Annotated in this window: 14 protein-coding genes and 2 tRNA genes; 7 read left to right on the top strand and 9 right to left on the bottom strand. The window is 53.9% G+C overall.

The window, feature by feature from the left end; all coding sequences use genetic code 11:
• Nucleotide 1: 1 nt before the first annotated feature.
• The 4 genes from bamA to lysS are packed head-to-tail and all read right to left on the bottom strand — an operon-like array spanning nucleotide 2 to nucleotide 6,146.
• Entirely contained in the window at nucleotides 2-2,710 is a 2,709-nt protein-coding gene (bamA, locus tag ACI0FG_RS08195) for an outer membrane protein assembly factor BamA (protein ID WP_419788052.1), read from the bottom strand.
• The gene (locus ACI0FG_RS08200) at nucleotides 2,700-3,383 is read right to left on the bottom strand and encodes an ABC transporter ATP-binding protein (RefSeq protein ID WP_419788053.1); all 684 of its coding nucleotides are present in this window, start codon (nucleotides 3,381-3,383) and stop codon (nucleotides 2,700-2,702) included. The genes bamA and ACI0FG_RS08200 overlap by 11 nt, the downstream gene beginning before the upstream one ends.
• Complete coding sequence (locus ACI0FG_RS08205; protein WP_419788054.1) at nucleotides 3,376-4,605, bottom strand: lipoprotein-releasing ABC transporter permease subunit; 1,230 nt, start codon at nucleotides 4,603-4,605, stop codon at nucleotides 3,376-3,378. The genes ACI0FG_RS08200 and ACI0FG_RS08205 overlap by 8 nt, the downstream gene beginning before the upstream one ends.
• 32 nt (nucleotides 4,606-4,637) lie before the next feature.
• Nucleotides 4,638-6,146 carry a lysine--tRNA ligase gene (lysS, locus tag ACI0FG_RS08210; protein ID WP_419788376.1) on the bottom strand — a complete coding sequence of 503 codons (1,509 nt, stop codon included), beginning with the start codon at nucleotides 6,144-6,146 and terminating at the stop codon, nucleotides 4,638-4,640.
• Nucleotides 6,147-6,419: 273 nt separating this feature from the next.
• On the opposite strand from lysS, the gene ACI0FG_RS08215 reads away from it, so the two are divergent.
• A tRNA-Asn gene (locus ACI0FG_RS08215) sits at nucleotides 6,420-6,495 on the top strand.
• Between the two features lie 119 nt (nucleotides 6,496-6,614).
• Here ACI0FG_RS08215 and ACI0FG_RS08220 read toward each other — a convergent pair.
• From ACI0FG_RS08220 to ACI0FG_RS08230, 3 genes are read right to left on the bottom strand one after another with little or no spacing between them, the layout of a single operon-like run.
• A complete protein-coding gene (locus ACI0FG_RS08220; RefSeq protein ID WP_419788055.1) occupies nucleotides 6,615-6,821 on the bottom strand; it encodes a tail fiber assembly protein in 207 nt (68 codons plus the stop codon).
• A 54-nt stretch (nucleotides 6,822-6,875) separates the two neighbouring features.
• Nucleotides 6,876-7,088 (bottom strand): hypothetical protein, encoded by a 213-nt coding sequence (locus tag ACI0FG_RS08225; protein ID WP_419788056.1) that lies wholly within the window; start codon nucleotides 7,086-7,088, stop codon nucleotides 6,876-6,878.
• Between the two features lie 46 nt (nucleotides 7,089-7,134).
• Nucleotides 7,135-9,402: a hypothetical protein gene (locus tag ACI0FG_RS08230; RefSeq protein ID WP_419788057.1), complete on the bottom strand. Its 2,268-nt coding sequence runs from the start codon at nucleotides 9,400-9,402 to the stop codon at nucleotides 7,135-7,137.
• A gap of 670 nt (nucleotides 9,403-10,072) precedes the next feature.
• Here ACI0FG_RS08230 and ACI0FG_RS08235 point away from each other — a divergent pair.
• From ACI0FG_RS08235 to ACI0FG_RS08250, 4 genes are all read left to right on the top strand, one after another.
• A complete protein-coding gene (locus ACI0FG_RS08235) occupies nucleotides 10,073-11,119 on the top strand; it encodes a hypothetical protein (RefSeq protein ID WP_419788058.1) in 1,047 nt (348 codons plus the stop codon).
• 80 nt (nucleotides 11,120-11,199) lie between these two features.
• Nucleotides 11,200-12,582, top strand: coding sequence for an MBL fold metallo-hydrolase (locus ACI0FG_RS08240; protein WP_419788059.1), 1,383 nt, complete (start codon nucleotides 11,200-11,202; stop codon nucleotides 12,580-12,582).
• A gap of 318 nt (nucleotides 12,583-12,900) precedes the next feature.
• A complete protein-coding gene (gene nifJ, locus ACI0FG_RS08245; RefSeq protein WP_419788060.1) occupies nucleotides 12,901-16,410 on the top strand; it encodes a pyruvate:ferredoxin (flavodoxin) oxidoreductase in 3,510 nt (1,169 codons plus the stop codon).
• Nucleotides 16,411-16,563: 153 nt separating this feature from the next.
• Nucleotides 16,564-16,926, top strand: a complete 363-nt coding sequence (locus tag ACI0FG_RS08250; protein WP_419788061.1) for a hypothetical protein — start codon at nucleotides 16,564-16,566, stop codon at nucleotides 16,924-16,926.
• 177 nt (nucleotides 16,927-17,103) lie between these two features.
• On the opposite strand, the gene ACI0FG_RS08255 is transcribed toward ACI0FG_RS08250, so the two are convergent.
• Nucleotides 17,104-17,179 (bottom strand) — tRNA-Lys (locus tag ACI0FG_RS08255).
• 110 nt (nucleotides 17,180-17,289) lie between these two features.
• On the opposite strand from ACI0FG_RS08255, the gene ACI0FG_RS08260 reads away from it, so the two are divergent.
• Nucleotides 17,290-19,110: a protein-disulfide reductase DsbD family protein gene (locus tag ACI0FG_RS08260; protein WP_419788062.1), complete on the top strand. Its 1,821-nt coding sequence runs from the start codon at nucleotides 17,290-17,292 to the stop codon at nucleotides 19,108-19,110.
• Between the two features lie 25 nt (nucleotides 19,111-19,135).
• Nucleotides 19,136-20,326, top strand: a complete 1,191-nt coding sequence (locus ACI0FG_RS08265; protein WP_419788063.1) for an iron-containing alcohol dehydrogenase — start codon at nucleotides 19,136-19,138, stop codon at nucleotides 20,324-20,326.
• A gap of 97 nt (nucleotides 20,327-20,423) precedes the next feature.
• Here the strand turns inward: ACI0FG_RS08265 and ACI0FG_RS08270 are convergent, their stop codons facing one another.
• A complete protein-coding gene (locus ACI0FG_RS08270; RefSeq protein ID WP_419788064.1) occupies nucleotides 20,424-21,650 on the bottom strand; it encodes a M24 family metallopeptidase in 1,227 nt (408 codons plus the stop codon).
• Between the last annotated feature and the right edge of the window lie 32 nt (nucleotides 21,651-21,682).

Genomic DNA, 21,682 nt, shown 5'->3' on the forward strand with positions numbered 1-21,682 from the left:
ACTAGAACTGTTGTCCCATCATGACCTCAACCTTATGACGTCCACTGGTACCAATTTGATCAAGTCCATATCCGTAAACAAACCCAATCGGCCCCATCGGGGAATACCAGTTCAACCCTGCACCAACACTCTTGTACAAACCAATTGTCGGCTTGTGTCCTTCACGCATTGGCGAAGAGAACATCATTTCGTCTTCCTTCCAAGAGTTACCAGCATCGAAGAAGCCCAAGGCGGTGATTCCGTATTCTTTGCTCAGTTGTCGCTTCAGCTCAAGGTTCATGTAAAAAGCCTTGGTTCCACCTTCAGTCTCTCCTGACGAATCAAGGGGAGAAATCGCATAAGAGGAATAACCGCGAACGGTTCCGACTCCACCAAGTTCAAACCTTTCCGCAACAGGGAGCTTCGAATTACTGAAATTCTTATGCAGGAAACCCGCCCATACCTTAGAATGGAAAGTCACTTCCTCAAAGGCCGGATGGTACCACTGGAATGAACCAGTATATTTTACGAAATCATCCGTTCCCTGCAAGGCGCCGCCAGCGTAGGAGACACCAAAGTAGGTTACCGTACCGGTCGTTGTATTCGTATAATTGTTCCGAGTGTCTCGAGTGAAGGAACCTGTCAACTGACTTAAGACATGCGAACCTTTATCATCTTTAACAGTATCGGAGGCATCCTCATCCACATCGCTGATCACATAATAATCTGCAGTATAAGATCCCGAGAGTGTAGAATACTCACCTACAGGGTAGGCCAAAGCCCAGACGGTTCCTGTTGAACTTTTGTCATAATCATTGAACTCGTCGTCCCTTCTATGTGCCTCTGCGCTGAATCCCACATCGCTATCGTTAAGATGGGGATTGACAAACTGCAAGGTGAAAGCCGTTGTCCTGCCACTGAATGCTCCATTCAGACTCAAATTGTAACCACGTCCGAAAAGGTTGGCCTCGGAAATCACGGCGCCAATATAGACACTGTCATAGGTCGAGTAACCAACACCGCCACCTATACGGCCAGTCGGCTTATCCTTCACCTTGACCATCAGATCCATTTCTTCAGGATCACCAGTCGGAGTCGGCGAAATATCAACCTTTTCGAAGAAACCGAGGTTATTGAGTCGTTCATGGGAACGCTTCAATTTATCTCCGCTGAACAGATCGCCATCGGCCAGACGCATCTCGCGCATGATGACATTGTCGCGCGTAGCCGTATTACCCTCAATAAGAACACGACGGATGTGCACTCGCTGATGCTTGGAGACCGTATAGACAACGTCAACAGTTTTCGCTTCAGCGTCATCCTTCAGGTTAACCTGAACATCCGCATAGGCGTAACCATAGTTATTGTAATGGTTGGTGATGGTTTCGATGTCCTGTTTCAGCAAATTGCGGTTGAAGTAATCATCGTTATCTTTCAATTTGCTCACGGCGGTAAGGCTACGAAGGTACGCCGGATCATCAATCAGATCGCCCTTGAAATAGGTTTGCCCCATTTTATAGCGATCCCCTTCCCATACCTGATAAATGACGTCGATTCCATCATCCTTGATTTCAACTTCAGGCTTACCGACCTTGACGTTGATGAATCCCTTGCTGTTGTAAAAGGCCTGGATAGCCGCGGCATCACGGTCCAGCATCTCTTCTTTCAGGACACCGGTGTTGGTAATCCAAGACAACCAACCTCGTTCCTTCAACGCGAGAATGTCCTTGATGTCATCAGGATCGATCTGCTTCGCTCCGTCAATAATGACGTGCTGGATATACAATTTAGGACCTTCGTCGATAACGAAAGTCAGACGGGCAACACCGGTTCCGGCGTCCTCGACTTCATGTGTAACCTTGGCCTTGTAGTAGCCTTCCTTGCGATACATCTCACGAATGATATGTATATCATCTGCAAGAACTTTGGGGTTGATTACTCCACCCTTTCTAGTGGAAAGCGCTTCAAGAATATCTTCCGAATCAATCGCGCTGGCCCCCTTTACCCCGAGAGCCTGAATACGCGGTTTTTCCTTAACTACAAAGATTACTTTTTTCCCATCAGGAACGGTATCGACCTTAACTTCGACATCGTCGAAGTAGCCAAGATCATAGATGTTTTTAAGCGCGGTATTCACGGCTTTGGCCGTCAGCATATCCCCTTTCTGAAGGGTAAGCCGCATAAGTACAACATCTTTATCAAGGACCTGAGTGCCCTCAACATCGACCTCTGCGATAACATCACTCTTGAGGAGCGACATCTTCATATGGTCGACAAGACCATCTACCGCTGGCAAAAGATTGATCAGTCCTTCCTTGTTGATGGAAATCTTTCTGCCGTTGTCTTTGTCATATGCACCGATCAGGCGAGCATCAAGAGTCAAGTCGTCTCCGATTTGATTCAAGGAACCATAGACGGAAACGTTAGCACCGGACAGGAGAGCAAGTTCCCTCGCGTTCTTGACAGAAATGTCCGTGATACCCTTTTCTTCAATGAGACGGGTAATCTCGGCAGGATCAACAGTCTGGAAACCGGCCTCGCGCAGACGGTCGGAAATGAGTTCAGGCAGGCTGTCTTTAAGATAGGAAAGATCGTCACCAGCATTGATAACGAACGGCAGCACTGCCACCTTCACTTCCTGGGTGACGTTTTCAGCCGCATGCCCAACCCCGGCAAAGCCGAGTAGCAAAACGATCATCATCACCATACCGCGAAAGCGACTACAGGTCATATAATTCTCCTAGGCGCAATTCAACCCGCCGATGCATCATGGCGGCCAGATCCGGATTATGCGTCACCACGACAAATGTCATTCCCAACTCTCTATTCAAGGAAATCAGGAGATTGCCAATCTTGGCACCATTCTCCTCGTCCAAATTTCCTGTAGGCTCATCCGCCAGCAATACGCTGGGGCGAAGCAGTATAGCCCTGGCAATCGCGGCACGTTGCCTTTCTCCACCCGATAAGGTTGTGACTTTGTGCTCAAGTCTATGCCCAAGGTCAACCATATCAAGTGCTTCACGCGCCATCCTGATCCCCTTGGCCCTTCCGCGTCCTGCAATAATCGCAGGCATTGCCACGTTCTCCAACGTGGAGAACTCGGGTAAAAGGTGGTGAAACTGGAACACAAATCCAATGGACTTGTTTCTGAGCTCTGCGCGTTCCCTGTTTCCCAACCCGTTCAGGTTGACACCGTTCATAAAAATTTGCCCGGACGTTGCGGTGTCCAACGTACCGAGTATGTGCAACAGCGTCGTCTTGCCTGATCCCGACGCTCCAAGAATTGCCAAGGATTCCCCTGTGGCAATGTTCAAATCTAATTGGCGCAGAACCCTGACAGGTTCCTTGGGGCCTGCGAATTCCTTACTCACGCCAACCAGCTTGTATAATGCCTCACTACTCATAACGCAAGGCATCGCTAGGGCTTAGTGCCGCAGCACGGCGGGCCGGATAAATGGTCGCCAAAAAACACAAAGCAAAGGCCGCAGCCCCTATCAACACAAGGTCCAGCGTTTCCAGTCGAACCGGGAGATAATCTACCGGATAGACGTTACTTGGCAGCTTGATAAACTGGTATTTTTTGAGCAGCAAACTTACCGGCACACCGATCAGATAACCAATCAATGTACCGGCAAGACCGATAAAAGTACCCTGCATCATAAAAATACGCCGCACACTGGCCCCATCGGCACCAATGGACATGAGTACCGCAATATCCTTGGTTTTCTGTATTACCAGCATAACCAGTGTCGTGACAATGCTGAATGAGCCTACGAGCACGATCATGGCAAGGATAATGAACATGGCCGATTTTTCCAGCTGCAACGCGGCAAACAGGTTGGCATTCATTTCCTGCCAGTTTCGTACATATACAGTAAAAGAACCGATCTTCTCTCTCAGCAGTTTCGAGATGTGATTCACATTGTAGACATCGTCCACGCTGATCTCCAGCCCAGATACGACATCTCCCTTGAAGCCGAGCAGTCCCCGTGCTGCCGGGATAGTCACATATCCCAATGATGAATCATACTCGAACATCCCTGTACGAAAGACCCCTGCCACGACGAAACGTTTGACCTTGGGGGTAAAACCGGCAGACCCGGAGCGTCCCGAGGGGGATAGGAGATTTACTTCCGACCCCTCTGTCAAACCGAGCCTTTTTGCCAGTTCCGAACCGATGATAATTCCTGGAGTCTGCCCATTGGCGTCTAGGTTCCCCACGCTACCGCTTACCATGTCCTTGGAAAGGCTGAGGACGGTATCGGATGTGCCGGGATCTATACCTCTCAGAACTACGCCTTTTACTCCGCTCCGGGTGGAGAGCATTACTTCGGAGTAGACAAAGGGAGTTACACCGGTAACGCCAGGCACTTCCTTTGCCTGATCGGCCATCTTTCGATAATCGGAAATGCCTCCGCGTACGGAGGTGACAAGGATATGAGCGTTGACGCCCAGGATCTTATCGCGCAAATCGGTAGAAAATCCATTCATCACACCGATAACGACGATCAGGGCGCCCACTCCTATCGCCACTCCGCAGACGGCGAAGAGGGAAATTACGGAGATGAAAGACTGCTTGCGTAAAGCAAACAGGTATCTCAGTGCGACGAACGTTTCAAAACGCATACTTATCCGTTGTTACGGGCGTTCCAACCGCGCTAGGCCACTTCAGGTCTCAGCAGCGGGAACAAGATCACTTCACGGATGGAGGCGCTATCCGTCAACAGCATGACCAGACGGTCAATACCGACCCCCTGACCTGCCGCAGGCGGCATGCCGTACTCAAGGGCACGCACATAGTCTTCATCCATGAAATGGGCCTCTTCGTCACCAGCTTCTTTTTCCTTCACCTGTTCTTCAAACCGCCCACGCTGGTCCACAGGATCATTCAACTCGGAAAAGGCGTTAGCCATCTCGCGTCCGGTCATGAACAATTCGAAACGATCCGTAATATCCGGATTATCCTCATTGCGACGGGAAAGCGGCGAAATGTCAGTCGGATAATGGTAAATGAAATGAGGTTGGATGAGATTGGGCTCAACCAGGATATCGAAGAGCTTGGCCTGCAGCTTGCCCAGCTTTTCCCCTTCGACAACTTTTTCGCCCTTCTCTTTCACCAATGCCTTACATTTCTCGTAGTCAGTATAGACCTCAGGCGAAACACCACCGACCTTTTCCAACGACTCATGGAATGGCATGCGAATCCATTTGCCCACGGTAAGATCAATCATGTCTCCCTGATACGGAACAACCGTTGAACCCACGGCCTTTTCCGCAACACGGGCAAACATTTCCTCGGTCAAATCCATGAGATCATGGAAATTGGCGTAGGCCCAGTAAAACTCGAGCATGGTGAACTCGGGATTATGCCTCGTGGATATGCCTTCATTTCTGAAATTGCGGTTAATCTCATAAACCTTTTCCAAACCTCCAACCAAAAGGCGCTTGAGATACAGCTCCGGTGCGATACGCATATAAAGCTTCATATCAAGGGCATTGTGGTAAGTTTCAAACGGCTTGGCCGTGGCGCCACCAGGGATGGGCTGCATCATCGGAGTTTCAACTTCCATGAACCCTTTCTCGTCCAGGAAACTGCGCAGTTCTCTGACAATAGCAGATCGAATCTTGAAGATTTCGTTCGTACGAGGCGTGACTATAAGATCAAGATAGCGCTGACGATACCGGGTCTCGACGTCTTTGAGACCATGGTATTTTTCCGGCAACGGACGCATAGACTTGGTTACAAGCCTAAATCCCTTCGCCTTGAGCGTCAGTTCCCCTGTCTTCGTGCGGAACAGTGTACCCCGCACTCCGGCAATGTCACCGATGTCTGTTTTTTTGAAGATTCGATAGGAGTCAGCCCCAAGGTCATCCCTTGCAGCGTACACCTGAATTCGACCAGTCCGGTCCTGTATATGGAAAAAGGTAACCTTTCCGAAGGAACGATAAGAAACAACACGACCGGCAACAGTGAACTCCTGTTCCACGGTCTCAAGATCTTCGTCACTCGTTTTATCGAATTGTTCCCAGATGGACTGTATCTCGGTATCCCTATCAAAATCATTGGGATAAAGCGGGACCCCTTCATCAAGAAGCGAGCACGCCTTTTCAACTCTGGTCTTGATAACCGAGTTGAGTTCGTCCTTGGCCTGCAAAGCCTCAAGCATGGGCATAAAACGCTCCACATGCTCGGACTTGGTCGCAAGCTTAACCTTATTATTGTTTTTTTTGTTCTGTGCCAATTTTTTTCCCTGTCTCCCGAAAAGTCTAGAAAAAAACAAGAGACGTTGAATGCGTATGCCAAATAACGCTTCCCGTCAAGAAAATGAACCCTTTAACATTTTTCATGGAGAAATCACTTTTTAAAAAAAATCTAAAATTTCCCCTTGACCCCGATGGGTGGATTCGTTTAAACCCTCTTTCGCATCAAGTCAAAGCGTTCCCCAGTAGCTCAATCGGCAGAGCGGGTGACTGTTAATCACTAGGTTCGCGGTTCAAGTCCGTGCTGGGGAGCCAGAGAAATCAAAGGCTGACAAGGTTAAACACCATGTCAGCCTTTTTTCGTTTCGGACAAAACAGGACGAAACGGACACTTTTGGACGGTCTGACCGTCCAAAAACCGTCCGGGAATTACACTACTCTCCCCCGTCATCTGGCACAGCTGGCCACTTCACTGCGTCCGGAAAGCCCGCCTGCTGCGGTACGTCCCGAAGCGCCTGGCGATAGGATTGCCACTGGACCATGGCTTCATCATCCAGAACCGAGTCTTTTAGTTGGGTCCAGTCCGATGCTGTCGGGAGCTGATCCCGACAGGCACGGGCTGATAACGCTAGGGCAGCCATTTTCGCCTCAGGATCCACGGTGAAGACGGTGATCTTCTCCCGGTAGATCAGGTCTTAGCCCTTTATCCAGGCGGTTTCGCAGGTCGCGTAGTCCGAGCGCGTGGCCTGGACGGCCCGGTTGTATCCCCGTGCGTCCCACTGCGCCGGTGTGAAGGAAGCGGTTGGGATACGCACCGTTTCCATTTTACCGTTGGACAATTCCCGTTCCTCTGTCACAAATCGCGGCAGCGTCACCGCCATGTGCATATTTCTATTCTTGATCCACATATTGTTGCCTCCTATTTGGTCGGTGTTTTGGTTGTCCTGGTTCCGGTTATGGTCCAGTCGTTGTTGTTGCCGCCCGGTCAACGCCACGGTCGGCGGCTTCCAGTTCCATCAGCTCCTGCTCCGTCAACCGTCCGGAATCGGCCAAGGCCTGCACGTCTTCCATGTCGCGGGTATAGATTTCCTCGTCAACGCGCTCAGGCTCCGCACCTTCAAACGGGTCTGGAACGTCAATATCCGACCGCTCGGTGCGCCAGTTCAGGCGCTCGGATGGCGGGAATTCATTGAATCGTTGGGAAAGAATGCGGGAAAGGGATTCCCCGGCTTGCTGCATGTCGGCCCCGGAGGAGAGACGTATATACGCCCGTCCATCCGGCAGGAACTCGACGGAACCGTTTGAAGCTACATTTCCAGAATCATATCGTACTCGGCCAGCAGACGCACTCGATTCTGCGTCACCCACGCCTTGCCGTGACGGTTCACGAGGCCCTGCGTCAAGTGCGTAACGTACTGGTGATCCGCCTCGTCGCCCGGGAGTTCGCTTACCTCTAGCAGATTCAAAACGTCTGCGAACGTCAGCCGGGTTTCGGCTGAGGTGTTCGGGGTATTCGAAGAAGACAATGTCATGTCTGCCGTATGTGTCATAATCCCATCCTTTGGGCGCTTGGGCATCGTCCCAGGGGGCTCGTCCAACTTCCCTGAAACCGAAATCAGTATAATATCCAGTGAGAAATCCGTCAATACAGTCGAGCTGTTTTGCTCCACGCGAGATAGCGTCAACAACGGCCTCAGTCCCCCGCCCAGGCACCCCTGACGAATTTACGACGCCGATCAATTCGCCATTTGGCTTGAGCACGTAACCAACACCATCATCCGACATGCGCACATCCCATCCGCGCATTGCGTCTGCTGTGTAGGGAGTAAGATAAGCCTGCCGCCTCTGAGACATTGTATTCCGCTGTTTCAGATATTTTTCCGGGCTTGTCTTGCGCAGCCGCAACCGGCTGTGCGGCCGTTCCGTTTCCCCCATGGTCCACCGCACGGCATCTTTGACGATACCCGCCAGCTCGTCATCGGAAAGCTCAATCTCGAATCCGTGCTCCCGCAGAAATTCACGGAACCATGCCTTGATGCTCTCCCAAGTCGAAAGTTCAAGATCGGAAAGATCGCCTTCGTGCAGGATCTTCTCACCGATGGCAGCCAGCATTTCCTCTGCTGCCTCACGTCTGTGCGCCACGTTGCTGAAATCCAGACCATATGCCTGCCGGATATCCTCCAGCCGTTCCGGGCCAAAATGGTTGAAAACATCGTCCATCATCCCATCGAACTTGGCACTGTCCCCCACCAGTCCGCGCAACCCATGATGCACCCCCATCTCGTGAACCCACAGAGCTACGGCATGATCCACACTTGAGATGCTGTCCGCCACGAAATAGGCCTTGTTTCCGTCGAAAACGGCCGGGACATGACCATCAATACCCCGCTCGTATGCCCTGGACCGGATGTGCTCCGGTAGTTCATCGAAACTATCCACCACTGTGAGGGGAATCGCATTCTTGGCCTTACGCTGTAATAGCTCCAAGGCCTTGCGAACCTTTGTTGGATGCTGTATATTTTCTCCGGAAGAGGTTGCGACATGAGAATTCCCCTCGGGGTTTGGGCCTGTGCCGGAGTCGCCCCCGGCGCTCATGCGAACCTCTTCTCCATTTCTCTGGCGTTTCACCCACTCCTCCACCGATTTGACGTTGTCCACAAAATTTGTGGTCACATACGCCCGGCCATGCGGATTTATGGGATTTGCCTCTATAATGACAGCCTGAGCCATTTCCCCGTAGCGCTTGATGACAATGAATGACCGACCATATGTCGCCTTTCCCGCTTTTCCAGGAATGACTTCGTCATGGTCGCGCAGCACTTCGGCCACTCTTGACCAGGCCCCGTCGCCCTGGCCTGGATGCCGCTTATCCACATGATGTACGGCGTCGGATATGATGACTGCCCGGCCGTCCACGCCGAGTTGCTGCGCCAACGGTTCCGATAATTCGCCGATATCAAAATAAGATTGCTTGCCGCCTATGGATTCACGCGCCTTGGCCAAGAAATCTCCCAGGCTTTGCGCCGGACTCCTGTACATAGCCTGAAACCGTATCGCGTCATCCCCGGCCCGCCCCCCGACCTCAATCTCCGCAATGTGCTTGCGGTACCATGTCGGCACATCCATGCCCTGTGCCGCTGCCAGCCCGTCCAGATGGGTCAGCAAGGCCTCGGCCTGCTCAGGTTCAAACCCGGATTCGAAAATACTAGGTTCGCGGTTCAAGTCCGTGCTGGGGAGCCAGAGAAAGTACAACCCCTTGGTCAGACGACCAAGGGGTTTTCTCTTTTATATAGATATCCGCTAGAATGCCTCAGTGTTAGCCCGTAATTACAACTTTTCCCCTCAGCCCCTTGGGCAGAAAGCCCTTGCTGCCCCCAGGCTATTGGATTAAGACCCAGCCGTTATGACCACATTGACTATCACCATATTGCTCGTCGGCTGCGGCTCATTGCTGGCCTACGTCATTCTAAATCGGATTCGCAAATCCTCCACACGTCAAAGGCCCAGCATCAATATTGACTTTGACAATGCAAAAGAACGGGAAGACAAGAACCGCTACTTCAGTTGATCGTTCTATCTTCACCTCAGCTACTCAGCCGTGCCTAGCACGGCTTTTTTTTATGCTTCACCAAGCCCCTCTCTCTCAGGCACCCCTACCCTCTTATGGCCTTCCTGCTCGGTTCTCTCCCGGTAAAATTGTCACCCTTCGGTAAAAATTAGTTGAGGCCTGGGGCTGTGCGATAGAGTTTTTTCAGGGGCATTTTAATCTATTCACGGTAAACTCTGCGCATTCCATCCATAAAATTTCGCTGTCACCGGAATGAAATCTCCGTGTGCAGGTCTGGAAAGGTAAACCGGAACCTGTTATTCAGTAGGCATGGAATCCAAACAAATGAATAAAAAATACCTCGGTCTCATCCTCATCGTCTGCGCCATTATCCTTGGCGGCGGTGCATATCTTCTTCTCTCCCACCCTGCCATAAATGGTTCGGAGCTCAGGCAAACCGTAACTCCGCCTTCGGATGAAAACCCGGCCAAAGCTCCGGGCTGGGTTAATGAGGGACAGAAATCACAGCCCGATTATTCGACGGTAGATGCCGAAGCCCAAAATGCGACACCTGCCGCAAAAGAGGAAAGAGCCCCTGTATCCAAACCAAAAGTGGTCGAGATACGAGAAGATAAAATGGCCAGCTTTTCCTTCATCAATACCCTTGTGGACTACTTCCTTGCCCACTATGCCCCGGAGGCAGGCAATGGCAAACCCGCCACAATGGTTACCGCCCCAGGGCTCAATATGCATTATGGCAGAGGGCTGGATGGCCTCAATGTCAGCGGTGACGACATCCTCGCCATGCGAACCTCGGTGCTCAACTACATCTTTACACCTTCGACCATTGGCGCTCTCAGCGAGATGTACGGCCCCTTTTTCATCCAGGAACTCTCTGATGCCGCAATGAACGATGCCCGCAAGTATGGAAGTGCTTCAGAACCCCGGACACTGACCAAGGCAGAAACGGCGGATATGTTTCGGCTCAACGCAGCTGTGCTGGAACGCACGGCGACCGCATTGCGCTCCATCGCCACAGATAAGACAGTAACGGAACTCGCAGGGAAATACCTTCAGGCCTCCCAGTCAGTCACCCGCGCCAACGCGCAGTTGCAAAAGGCTCTTACGGAACAGCGTAGTACGCATGAGGCCGGGCAGCGATACAAACAGGCAATCCTGCAGCGCGAAGGTTTCAAGTCGGCTATCATTTCCCGGATGCGTAAAAACTGTAAGACTTGCCCCCAGGGAGAAGCCTTTTATCTTGCCCAATGGGCTTATCGACGTACCTTGGGTGAAATATCGCGTCTTCCGGTCTTTGCCTCGGCAGCCGATGCGCTTGATGCCCTGTCTGCCAGATTCCTTCAAAAAAGCTTCGAATTGAAATCGGAATAGTTGTTCAGGTATCTTGCATTTTTAAAAAATAGGAATTATTATTACATATATTCTATCCAAAACTGCACAGGAGAAGAATTATGTATTTCAAACAAATTCCAACACCCGGACTGGGATGTTTTTCCTATGTCATAGGCTGCCCAGCCGCCCATGAAATGGTCGTCGTCGATCCCAAACGGGATGTTCAGGACTATCTTGATATCTCACGCGAAGAGGGGATGAAGATTACCCATGTCATCGACACGCACGTTCATGCAGACCATATATCGGGCGGCCAGGAGCTGAGATCCCGAACGGGCTGCGACATCATGTTGTATGAAACTTCGCCCGTTACTTACCAATTCACCCCTCTCAAGGAGGGACAGAAACTGATTGTGGGCAATGCCGGGCTGGAGGTGCTTCATACTCCCGGCCATACTCCGGACGCCCTTTCATTGCTGGTAACGGACTTCACACGGGGGCAGGAACCCTGGATGATTCTCACGGGCGACGTCCTGTTCGTCAACGACATCGGCCGCCCAGACTTGGTGGGCGATGCCAAGCTGGAGGAACAGGTCGCCAACCTGTACAACTCGCTATACGTCAAACTTGCTCAATATCCGGATGATCTGGAGGTCTTTCCGGCACACGGCGCAGGCTCGTTGTGCGGGCGCGGTATGAGCTCCAAGCCCAGTTCTACACTTGGTTTCGAACGCAGGCACAACGCCATGCTCGGCTTCGACTCCTTTGAAAAATTCCACGAAGTCATGACCGGGAATTTCCCGGAACGCCCCAAGAGCTTTACCCATATCATCAGCACCAACACCAACGGCGCCCCCCTGCTGGAGCGATGCCCGATGGATCTGGCCATGGAACCTGAGCGTTTTGAACAGAGGATGCTCGAAGGTGACATTGTCCTCGATGTGCGAAATGCAGCAGCTTATGCTGGATACCACATTCCCGGCTCTCTCAACATTGGCTTTGATCCAGGTCTTGCCAACTGGGTAGGCATGGTGGTCTCTCCCGATGCAAACCTTCTGTTGGTAGTTGAAAACCGCGAGGATTATGAGCGGATGCGGACAGAGCTTCACCGCATCGGGTACGACAACATCTACGGCTACCTCATGGGTGGCATACAGGCGTGGGTATACAGCGGACGGCCGGTTAATCGCCTGACCATAGATTCCGGGCAGGAAATTAAAAATTGCATGGACAACGGGAAAGAACTGTCCATCATCGACGTTCGCACCCCAGGCGAAACGGAACAGGGAGTCATCCCCGGTGCCGTAAAGATTCCGCTCAATAAAATTCTGGCCGGAGAATTCGACCTTCCCGAGGATGGCAAGCACTTGATTTATTGCGCCTCGGGCTATCGCTCGAATATCGCAGCTTCCTACCTGCAACAAAACGGCTATTGGGATGTTCGAGCCCTTGCCGGGGGCTATCTAGCCTGGACGAGAGCCGGTTATCCTGTCGAAAAATAAACTGATAGCGTGCCCGGACCTCCACGAGGTCCGGGCCGTTTCATATCAGGGCATCATTATCAGGTGCCTTCCTTGCGTTATGAGGGAATCGGTGAGTGGCATGGATTTGTCGGGTAACGGAGCGCATAGGGGTTGACCTCTAATGCGGAACGAGCCACAAATTACATTAAATATAGACACGGCCGGTGAAGGTGCGCTTTTGCCGGAATCGTTTTTTGTTGCCGGGAATCAGTGACTACCGAGGGTGGTCCCCCGGACGCCGCAGGCTGGAATCCTTCGGTGAATGCAGGTCCAATACCAAAACTTGGAGTTAACGAAATGGCCAAGAAAATGAAAACTATGGACGGCAACACCGCCGCCGCTCACGTGGCTTACGCCATGTCGGAGACGGCTGCCATCTATCCCATCACTCCCTCCAGCCCCATGGGTGAAATTGCCGAGGAGTGGGCCGCGCAGGGACGCAAAAACATTTTCGGACAGACTGTCCAGATACGACAGCTTCAGTCCGAAGCCGGTGCCGCGGGTGCGGTTCACGGGTCCCTCGCAGGTGGTGCACTGACGACCACTTTCACCGCCTCCCAGGGCCTCCTGCTCATGATCCCGAACATGTACAAAATCGCAGGGGAACTGCTGCCAGGTGTATTCCACGTCTCCGCTCGCGCCGTTGCCGGACATGCCTTGTCCATCTTCGGCGACCATCAGGACGTCATGGCCTGTCGCCAGACCGGTTTCACCATGCTCTTCTCCAACTCCGTCCAGGAGGTTATGGATCTTTCCCTGGTGGCTCATATCGCCGCAATCGAATCCTCGGTACCCGTCATCTCCATCTTTGACGGCTTCCGCACTTCTCATGAAATCCAGAAGATTGCCGTCATCGATTACGAGGACATGAAACCGCTGCTGAATGAAAAGAAGGTTGCCGAGTTCCGCCAGAAGGCCATGAACTTCGAGCATCCGAATGTGCGCGGCACAGCCCAGAATCCCGACATCTACTTCCAGGGCCGTGAAGCGGCCAACGCGTATTACGATGCCATTCCGGACATCGTGACCAACGCCATGAAAGAAGTGGGCAAAATCACCGGCCGCCGCTACAAGCTCTTCGATTACGTCGGTGATCCCAAGGCGGACCGCATCATCATCGCCATGGGCAGCGCCTGTGAAACGATTGAAGAGACCGTCAACTACCTGAATGGCAAGGGCAAGAAGGTCGGCCTGATCAAGGTCCGCCTGTATCGTCCCTTCTCCGTCAAGCACCTGCTGCGGGCCATACCCAAAACCGTCAAGAAAATTGCCGTCCTCGACAGGACCAAGGAACCCGGTGCTCAGGGCGAACCGCTCTACCTCGACATCTGCGCAGCATACGCAGGCAAGGCCAATGCCCCGGTTATCGTTGGCGGCCGCTACGGCCTGGGGTCCAAGGACTTCACTCCGTCCCAGGCCGTGGCTGTTTTCGAGTCTTTGGCCCGGCCCAAGCACGGATTCACCGTGGGTATCACCGATGACGTGACCAACACTTCGCTCCCCGATTGCGACTGTGTGGACACCACGCCCGACGGCACCGTGCAGTGCAAGTTCTGGGGGCTTGGTTCCGACGGCACCGTGGGCGCAAACAAGCAGGCCATCAAAATCATCGGCGACAATACCAATATGTATGCCCAGGGATACTTTGCCTATGATTCCAAGAAGTCGGGCGGTATCACCATCTCCCACCTGCGCTTCGGCAAAAAGCCCATCCAGTCGACCTATCTGATTCGCGACGCTGATTATATCGCCTGCCACAACCCCAGCTACGTCAATCTCTATGACGTCCTGGACGGCATCAAGGACGGCGGCACCTTTGTCCTCAACTGCGCATGGTCCGCCGACGAGATGGACAAAAAGCTGCCCGCTGCCATGCGCAAGACCATCGTCGAAAAGAACCTCAAGTTCTACACCGTCGACGCGGTCAAGATCGCTGGCGAAGTCGGGCTGGGCGGCCGCATCAACATGGTCATGCAGACCGCCTTCTTCAAACTGGCCAACGTCATTCCCTTCAAGAAAGCCGTTGAACTGCTCAAGGACGGTATCAAGAAGGCCTACGGCAAGAAGGGCGACAAGATCGTCAACATGAACAACGCCGCTGTCGACAACGCTGTTGACGCCATCGTTGAGATCGCGGTGCCCGAGGCATGGAAGGAACTCAAGGTTCCGGCCGAAAAGGCTGGTGCTGGCTCCGCCTACGTCAAGGACGTCATGCGCCCGGTTCTCGCCCAGAAAGGCGACATGGTTCCTGTCTCTGCCTTCTCGCACGATGGCACCATGCCTGTAGCAACGTCCCAGTATGAGAAACGCGGCGTGGCCATCCTGGTGCCCGAATGGATCAAGGACAATTGTATTCAGTGCAACCAGTGCGCCTTTGTCTGCCCCCACTCCGCCCTGCGTCCGGTGCTGGCAACCGAGGCAGAACTCAAGGGTGCTCCAGCTTCCTTTGAAACGCTGAATCCTGTCGGCAAGGACATGGACGGCATGCAGTTCCGCCTCCAGGTCAACACCTTGGACTGCCAGGGTTGCGGCAACTGCGCCGACATCTGTCCGGCCAAGGAAAAGGCGCTGGTCATGAAACCCATCGCCACCCAGACCGATCCGCAGGTTGCGAACTTCGACTTCTCGGAAAAGGTCACCTACAAGGATGCCATGGCCCGCGAGACAGTCAAGGGCAGCCAGTTCCGCAAGTCGCTCATGGAGTTCTCCGGTGCCTGCGCGGGTTGTGGCGAGACCCCTTACGTCAAGGTCATCACCCAACTCTTCGGCGAACGCATGATCGTGGCCAATGCAACAGGCTGCTCCTCCATCTGGGGCGCTTCCGCCCCCACCACGCCGTACTGCGTCAACAGCGACGGCCACGGCCCGGCCTGGGGTAACTCCCTGTTCGAGGACGCCGCCGAATTCGGCTTTGGTATCGAAATGGCTGTGGACCAGCGGCGCAAACATCTTGCCGAACTGGCAACCGCAGCTGCCAAGGAGGAAACAGGCGCCCTCAAGACCAAGCTCAACGCCTGGGTCAAGAACATGAATGATCCCGTCGAGTCCAAGGCCGCCGGCGAAAAGCTCAAGGATGCCCTGAAGGGCACGCGCAAAAAGGCGCTTAAGCCGATCCTGGACATGGCCGACCTGTACACCAAGCCGTCCGTCTGGGTCTTCGGCGGTGACGGCTGGGCCTATGATATCGGCTACGGCGGACTGGACCACGTCCTGGCCTCCGGCAAAGATATCAATGTCCTGGTGCTTGACACCGAAGTCTACTCCAACACCGGCGGGCAGTCCTCCAAGGCGACACCGCTGGGCTCCATTGCCAAGTTCGCCGCTTCGGGCAAGGCCACGGAGAAGAAGGACCTGGGCCGCATGGCCATGACCTACGGCTACGTCTACGTCGCTTCCGTCGCCATGGGTGCAAACAAGAACCAGTTCCTCAAGGCCCTCAAGGAGGCCGAGGCCTACCCCGGCCCGTCGCTGATCATTGCTTACGCCCCCTGCATCAACCAGGGTATCAAAAAGGGCATGGGCAAGACACAGTACGAGGAAAAGCTGGCCGTGGATTCCGGCTACTGGCCGCTTTACCGCTACAACCCCCTGCTGGCGGACGAAGGCAAGAACCCGTTCGTTCTGGAGTCCAAGGCTCCCGACGGCACCTTGCAGGAGTTCCTCTCCGGTGAAAACCGCTATGCCATGCTTGAAAGGCTCTACCCCGAGTTCTCCAAGGAGTACCGGGCAAAAATCGAAACGGACTTCAACCGTCGCTTCGAGAACCTCAAGCATCTGGCCGACGGCCCGTGCGAGGAAAATAAGTAACAGCGTCTGTAACTGAAAATTAAAGGCGTCCGCAGTCATCTGCGGACGCCTTTTTATTGATCCAGTAAAATTTATAACACGAGTGTAATGGCCTGTGCCCGTTGTTCTGATAAAGGTTATGGCAGTAGCAACCTTTAGCCAGGAGATGAAACTATGCCGAACATGGACTACCCGGGCCCTTGCCCCAGTTGTATGGGAATCGACGGCTGCCCGACCACCGCAGGCAAGGCCGAAGCCGTGGCTCACTACTGCAAGGGCCTGGAAATGGAAATGAACACGTGGAAGGCCCGACTTTATGACATTCTGGCCTCGGACAATGCAGCCAGCCTTGGCGAGACCATCACGAGGATCAAATCGACCGTAAAGGAACTGGACGCCATCGCCGCCCAGATGATGGATACCTGCCCCGCCAGTCTCGGCGAACAGGAAAAGGTCATCGGAGGCAAGCTGGAGGACCTGCGCGTTCATTATACCAAGGCGCTTGAGGTCATCGCCCCTGGTTGGTTCGGAGGCTGATACGTTGCAACGCAAAGGACCGGAAGCTTCCGGTCCTTTCATTATATGTGCAAGGTTGCACAGGGCTTGCCTCTCACCCCTCTGACAGATAGAAAGAAAGGAGGAGAAACACATGCCTTATAGCAACCAAAACCATAAAAAAAAGCCCGGCTTGAAGCCGGGCCTTGATATTTCGAGTGGTGGGTCACCAAGGAATCGAACCTTGAACCTCCGGATTAAGAGTCCGCTGCTCTGCCAATTGAGCTAGTGACCCACTCGGGGTGCCGTGCGTTCCCGCAGCGACGAAAGAGGTTCTATAGAGACCCCATCCTTTTGTCAACATGAAAAATTTAAATTGTCTCACTTTTTTTTAGACAGGATTCCATGAGCCGCAAAAACATAGCAACCACCTTGGTTTTCTCGGTTATTCTTTTTTCCCTTTCAACCATCGCCTATGGGGGCTCACTGGCAGATTCCGTTCTGAAAACCCCTATGGAGGCATTCCGAACCGATAACGGTGTCATTTTGACCGTCGCTCTTAACGTCGAGAAGGATTGGTATACTTACTCCGACAAGCCTGGAGGCATGGGCAAGCCGACCAGGCTCACCGGAATAACTGCGGACAAAAGCCCGCTGGTCGCATTTTACCCGGCAGGGATCAGTAAAAAGGAACCCTTCGACCCAACAATCACCGTAAATACTTATAAAAGCGGGACTCGTATCTTTGCTTTTATTCCTGATGCCACTCAGGCCTCTTTCCCGGTTCATCTGGAACTGGACCTGCTGCTGTGCCACCCTACCAAATGTGTACCGGCCAGACGCGCGCTCACCTTCGAAGCCCCCGGGGCCGGCATTGCCGCACTGCCCGAGGCAAAGGATCAAGCGTGGTGGGACGTATACAAAACCCTGGCCCAGGTCTCATCTCACCAAATCCCGAAACCTGCAGCACAGGCGTCTCCTGAAATACAGCAAGAAAAAGCTCCGACGCCATGGGAATTCACCCCGCAATATCTTCGCCCCGGACTTGAAGTATCCGGGCTCCTCTCGGCAGTGCTCATGGGATTGCTGGCAGGCCTGATTCTCAACATCATGCCCTGTGTACTCCCGGTCGTTAGCCTCAAGCTTTCCGCATTGCTCAATGCCGCTGCCGAAGATGAAAAGGAGCGGATTCGCAACTTCCGGGAACACAACATCTTTTTTGTTCTTGGCGTATTGGCCTTCTTTCTCTTCCTGGGCATAGTCCTCGGTGGGACCGGACAGGCTTGGGGAGCGCTCTTCCAGCAACAATGGCTCGTGCTGACGGCTGCGGGAGTCATCCTTGCCTTGGCCCTGAGCCTTTTCGGTCTGTTCCACCTGCCGGTCATTGATCTGAAGTTTGGAACCCATACAAACAATCCCAAAATCCAAGCTTTCTTTACAGGTTGCCTTACAACGCTGCTGGCTACCCCATGCAGCGGACCGTTCCTCGGCGGCGTTCTCAGCTGGGCACTCATCCAGGGTCCAGTAATCACTGCCACGGTTTTCATCGCCATCGGTCTGGGTATGTCCCTGCCCTACCTGCTGCTCATCCTTCGCCCCAGTCTGGCGCGTTTTCTTCCAAAGTCCGGCCCATGGATAGAGTACGTGGAAAAGGGAGTGGCCTTTTTCCTGATCGGCACGGCCTTTTATCTGGCTGCCATTGCACTGGGCGAGGCCGCACTCCGCTACCTTGCCCCGCTTTGGGGGATGCTCTTCGGCGGATGGATCTGGCTGCGCACCCGCACGGCCCGTGCCAGAACGGCCTGGACCTTCCGAGTGGCTACGCTGCTGCTTCTCGCGGCATTGCTGGCCTGGACAGCCCCAACAACCGTTCCGAACACCAACTGGGAGCGGTTTGAACCGGCAACCTTTAGCCAACTACTAGGGAAAAAGAAACTTTTCCTCGATTTCACCGCCGACTGGTGCCCGACCTGCAAAGCGTTGGAGGCCACGGTGCTGACACCGGAGAATGTGGCCCGCTGGCGCGAAAAATATGGCGTGACCTTCATCAAGGTCGACCTGACAGACCGCAATGTGGAAGGCGAATCATTGCTTCGCGCCCTCGGTAGCGCTTCCATACCCACGGCGGCAATGTTCACGCCAGGGCCAAAGCATACTTCGCCGTTGGTGCTGCGGGACTTGTTTACCGAGTCGCAGCTTGAAACCATCTTGAAATCGTGGGATTAATCCCCCACACCATCTAGGAGGCTCCATGCTCGATTTTCAATACTACATGCCGACCCGCATCATCTTCGGCCCCGACTCGCTTGCAAAACTCGGCGAAACACCGCACCTGCCAAGAGGAAGCAAGGCCATGATCGTCATCGGCGAGTCCGGCACCATGGTCAAACTCGGATACCTGTCCCGTGTGCAGGGCCTCCTGGCAAAACAGGATGTGCAGACCATTGTCTTCGACAAAATTCGCCCCAATCCGGAATCCGACACGATAGATGAAGGGGCGGCCATCTGCCGCGAGAACGACGTGAAATTCATTGTCGGCCTGGGCGGCGGTTCCACCATAGATTCAGCCAAATCCATTGCCTTGATGGCCGCCAATACAGGCAAATACTGGGACTACATGCTCTCCGGGAGCGGCGGCGGACAGATGCCCGAGAAGGAGGCTCTCCCCGTGGTAGCAATCCCGACAACCGCGGGAACAGGCACAGAAGCCGATCCCTGGACGGTCGTCACAAAGTCCGGCTCCTCCGAGAAAGTGGGCTGGGGCAACGACTCGACCTTTCCCGCTCTTTCCATTGTAGACCCCCGGCTGATGCTTTCCGTCCCCGCAAAACAGACGGCCTACACCGGCATGGACGCGTTCTTCCATGCAGCGGAGGCCTACCTCGCCACCTGCCGCCAGCCTGCCAGCGATGCGCTCGCCCTGGAAGCCGTCCATCTCATAGCCCACACCCTGCCCCAGGCCGTTGCCGATGGCGACAATCTGGAGGCCCGGACGGTTCTGGCCTGGGCATCAACCGCAGCCGGACTGTGCGAGACCTACTCTTCCTGCATTTCGCAGCACTCCTTGGAACATGCGCTCTCCGCATTTCATCCGGATTTGCCCCACGGGGCCGGACTGGTGCTTATTTCCAAAGCGTATTTCGGATTCCTGGCCGCATGCGGTGAAGACAGGCTGACCGACCTGGCCCTGGCCATGGGGGACACCCTGGCCGAGGACATAGAGGAAGAAGTGGAAGGCGTCGCCTTTCTTGATGCACTGGACGCACTGATCGAAAATGCCGGGCTGGGCGATGAAAAGCTGTCCGACTATGGCGTCACACGTGAAGAAATCCCGGATTTGGCGGAAAATGCACTTTCAACCATGGGCGCCCTCTTCGATGTCACCCCGATCAAAATGAACAAGAAAGATGTCATTGCCATTTTCGAAGCAGCGTACACCTAAAAAGTTGCCTTGATAAAAATTAAAACGCGAGCGTTCATGATAGAGCGCTCGCGTTTTTCTTTCAGAATTTTGAAATGTGAAGGGTTGGCAGAGTAGGCTACCCGTCAATGGGAATCATCGCGTAGGAATCTCCTGAGATGGAGCGCAGGCCGTTATCGGTGACTTCAAAGGTGTTCTCAACGCCGACCATGGCCACATCGCGGATGGACTGCTTGGGTTCCAGGGCCAAGACCATGCCTTTCTGCAACGGCAGATCAAACCCCTTTGCCAAGGGCGGGAATTCATCCACGGTCAGGCCGATGCCGTGCCCGACAAAGGGAACCTGATTTTCATCCAATCCCATGAATCCTTCGGAAAAGCCCTTCCGTTCCGCCTCAGCCAGGCAATGCTCATATAATTCGGCTGGAGTTGCCCCCGGCTTGCCATGTTCCATCATCCAGGCCTGCAACTCGATGCAAAAATCATGAGCGCGGCGCACGTTATCCGGGATGGAAGATTCCGAACCCGCAAAATAGGCCTGGGTCTTGTCGGTCTGGTATCCCTCCAGCTGAAACCCTATGTCGAGCATAAGCGGTTCGCCCGGTTCCCAAACCTTTTGCGCACTGCCCATCACGGCCGAAGCCGGATGCTCGCCACGCAACCCCAAAGGGCCATTGAAACTGCTTGGATAATTCCCTGAGTTACCGGCCGAGACGTGGCCGAGAAAAGCTTCCTCATCATGCGCCTGCATTCGCAGGATGCCCATATGCCCTTCCGCAAAAAAGCTTTCCCAGCACTTGTGGGCTATCTCCCGCTCGGTCATACCGGGACGGATCATTCGGGGAATGATATCATGCAGGCACTTGTGATGGCGCGCCCCGCAGCGGCGCAATATTTCCAGCTCGAACTCGGATTTGACCATACGGGCCAGGGCAATGGCGTGATCCCCGGAAACCAGCTTGTGATCCTTGAGCTTGGCTTCCAGCATCATGCCGAGTTGCCAGGTGAGCCCCGACATGACCACAGCCACCGTCGGCGTCAGGGGCGATCCTGCATCGGAACAAATACCGGAGAGTTGGGAGTAGGACTTGAATGAGACAATATGCCTGACTCCGGCCTCTAGCCGAGCGCGGTTCACCCCCTTGCGAATCATAAGGACGGGCTCGCCGGACAAGGGGAGCCAGAGTACGCCCTGCCCCGCTGTACCGGTGAGGTAATAAATGTTGAGCCGCGAGAAGACCAGGATACCTCCGGCTCCAGGGGCGATGGTCTGCAAATGAAAACGCACGGCATCCTGACGGCGCTGCAATTCCTCGGAAGAAACGGGCTGATTCTGTTCAAACATCAGATACTCCATGACGACTTACGACTAGGCAA

This window comes from Pseudodesulfovibrio sp. 7M6 (assembly GCF_050058625.1).
GTDB lineage: Bacteria > Desulfobacterota > Desulfovibrionia > Desulfovibrionales > Desulfovibrionaceae > Pseudodesulfovibrio > Pseudodesulfovibrio salinus.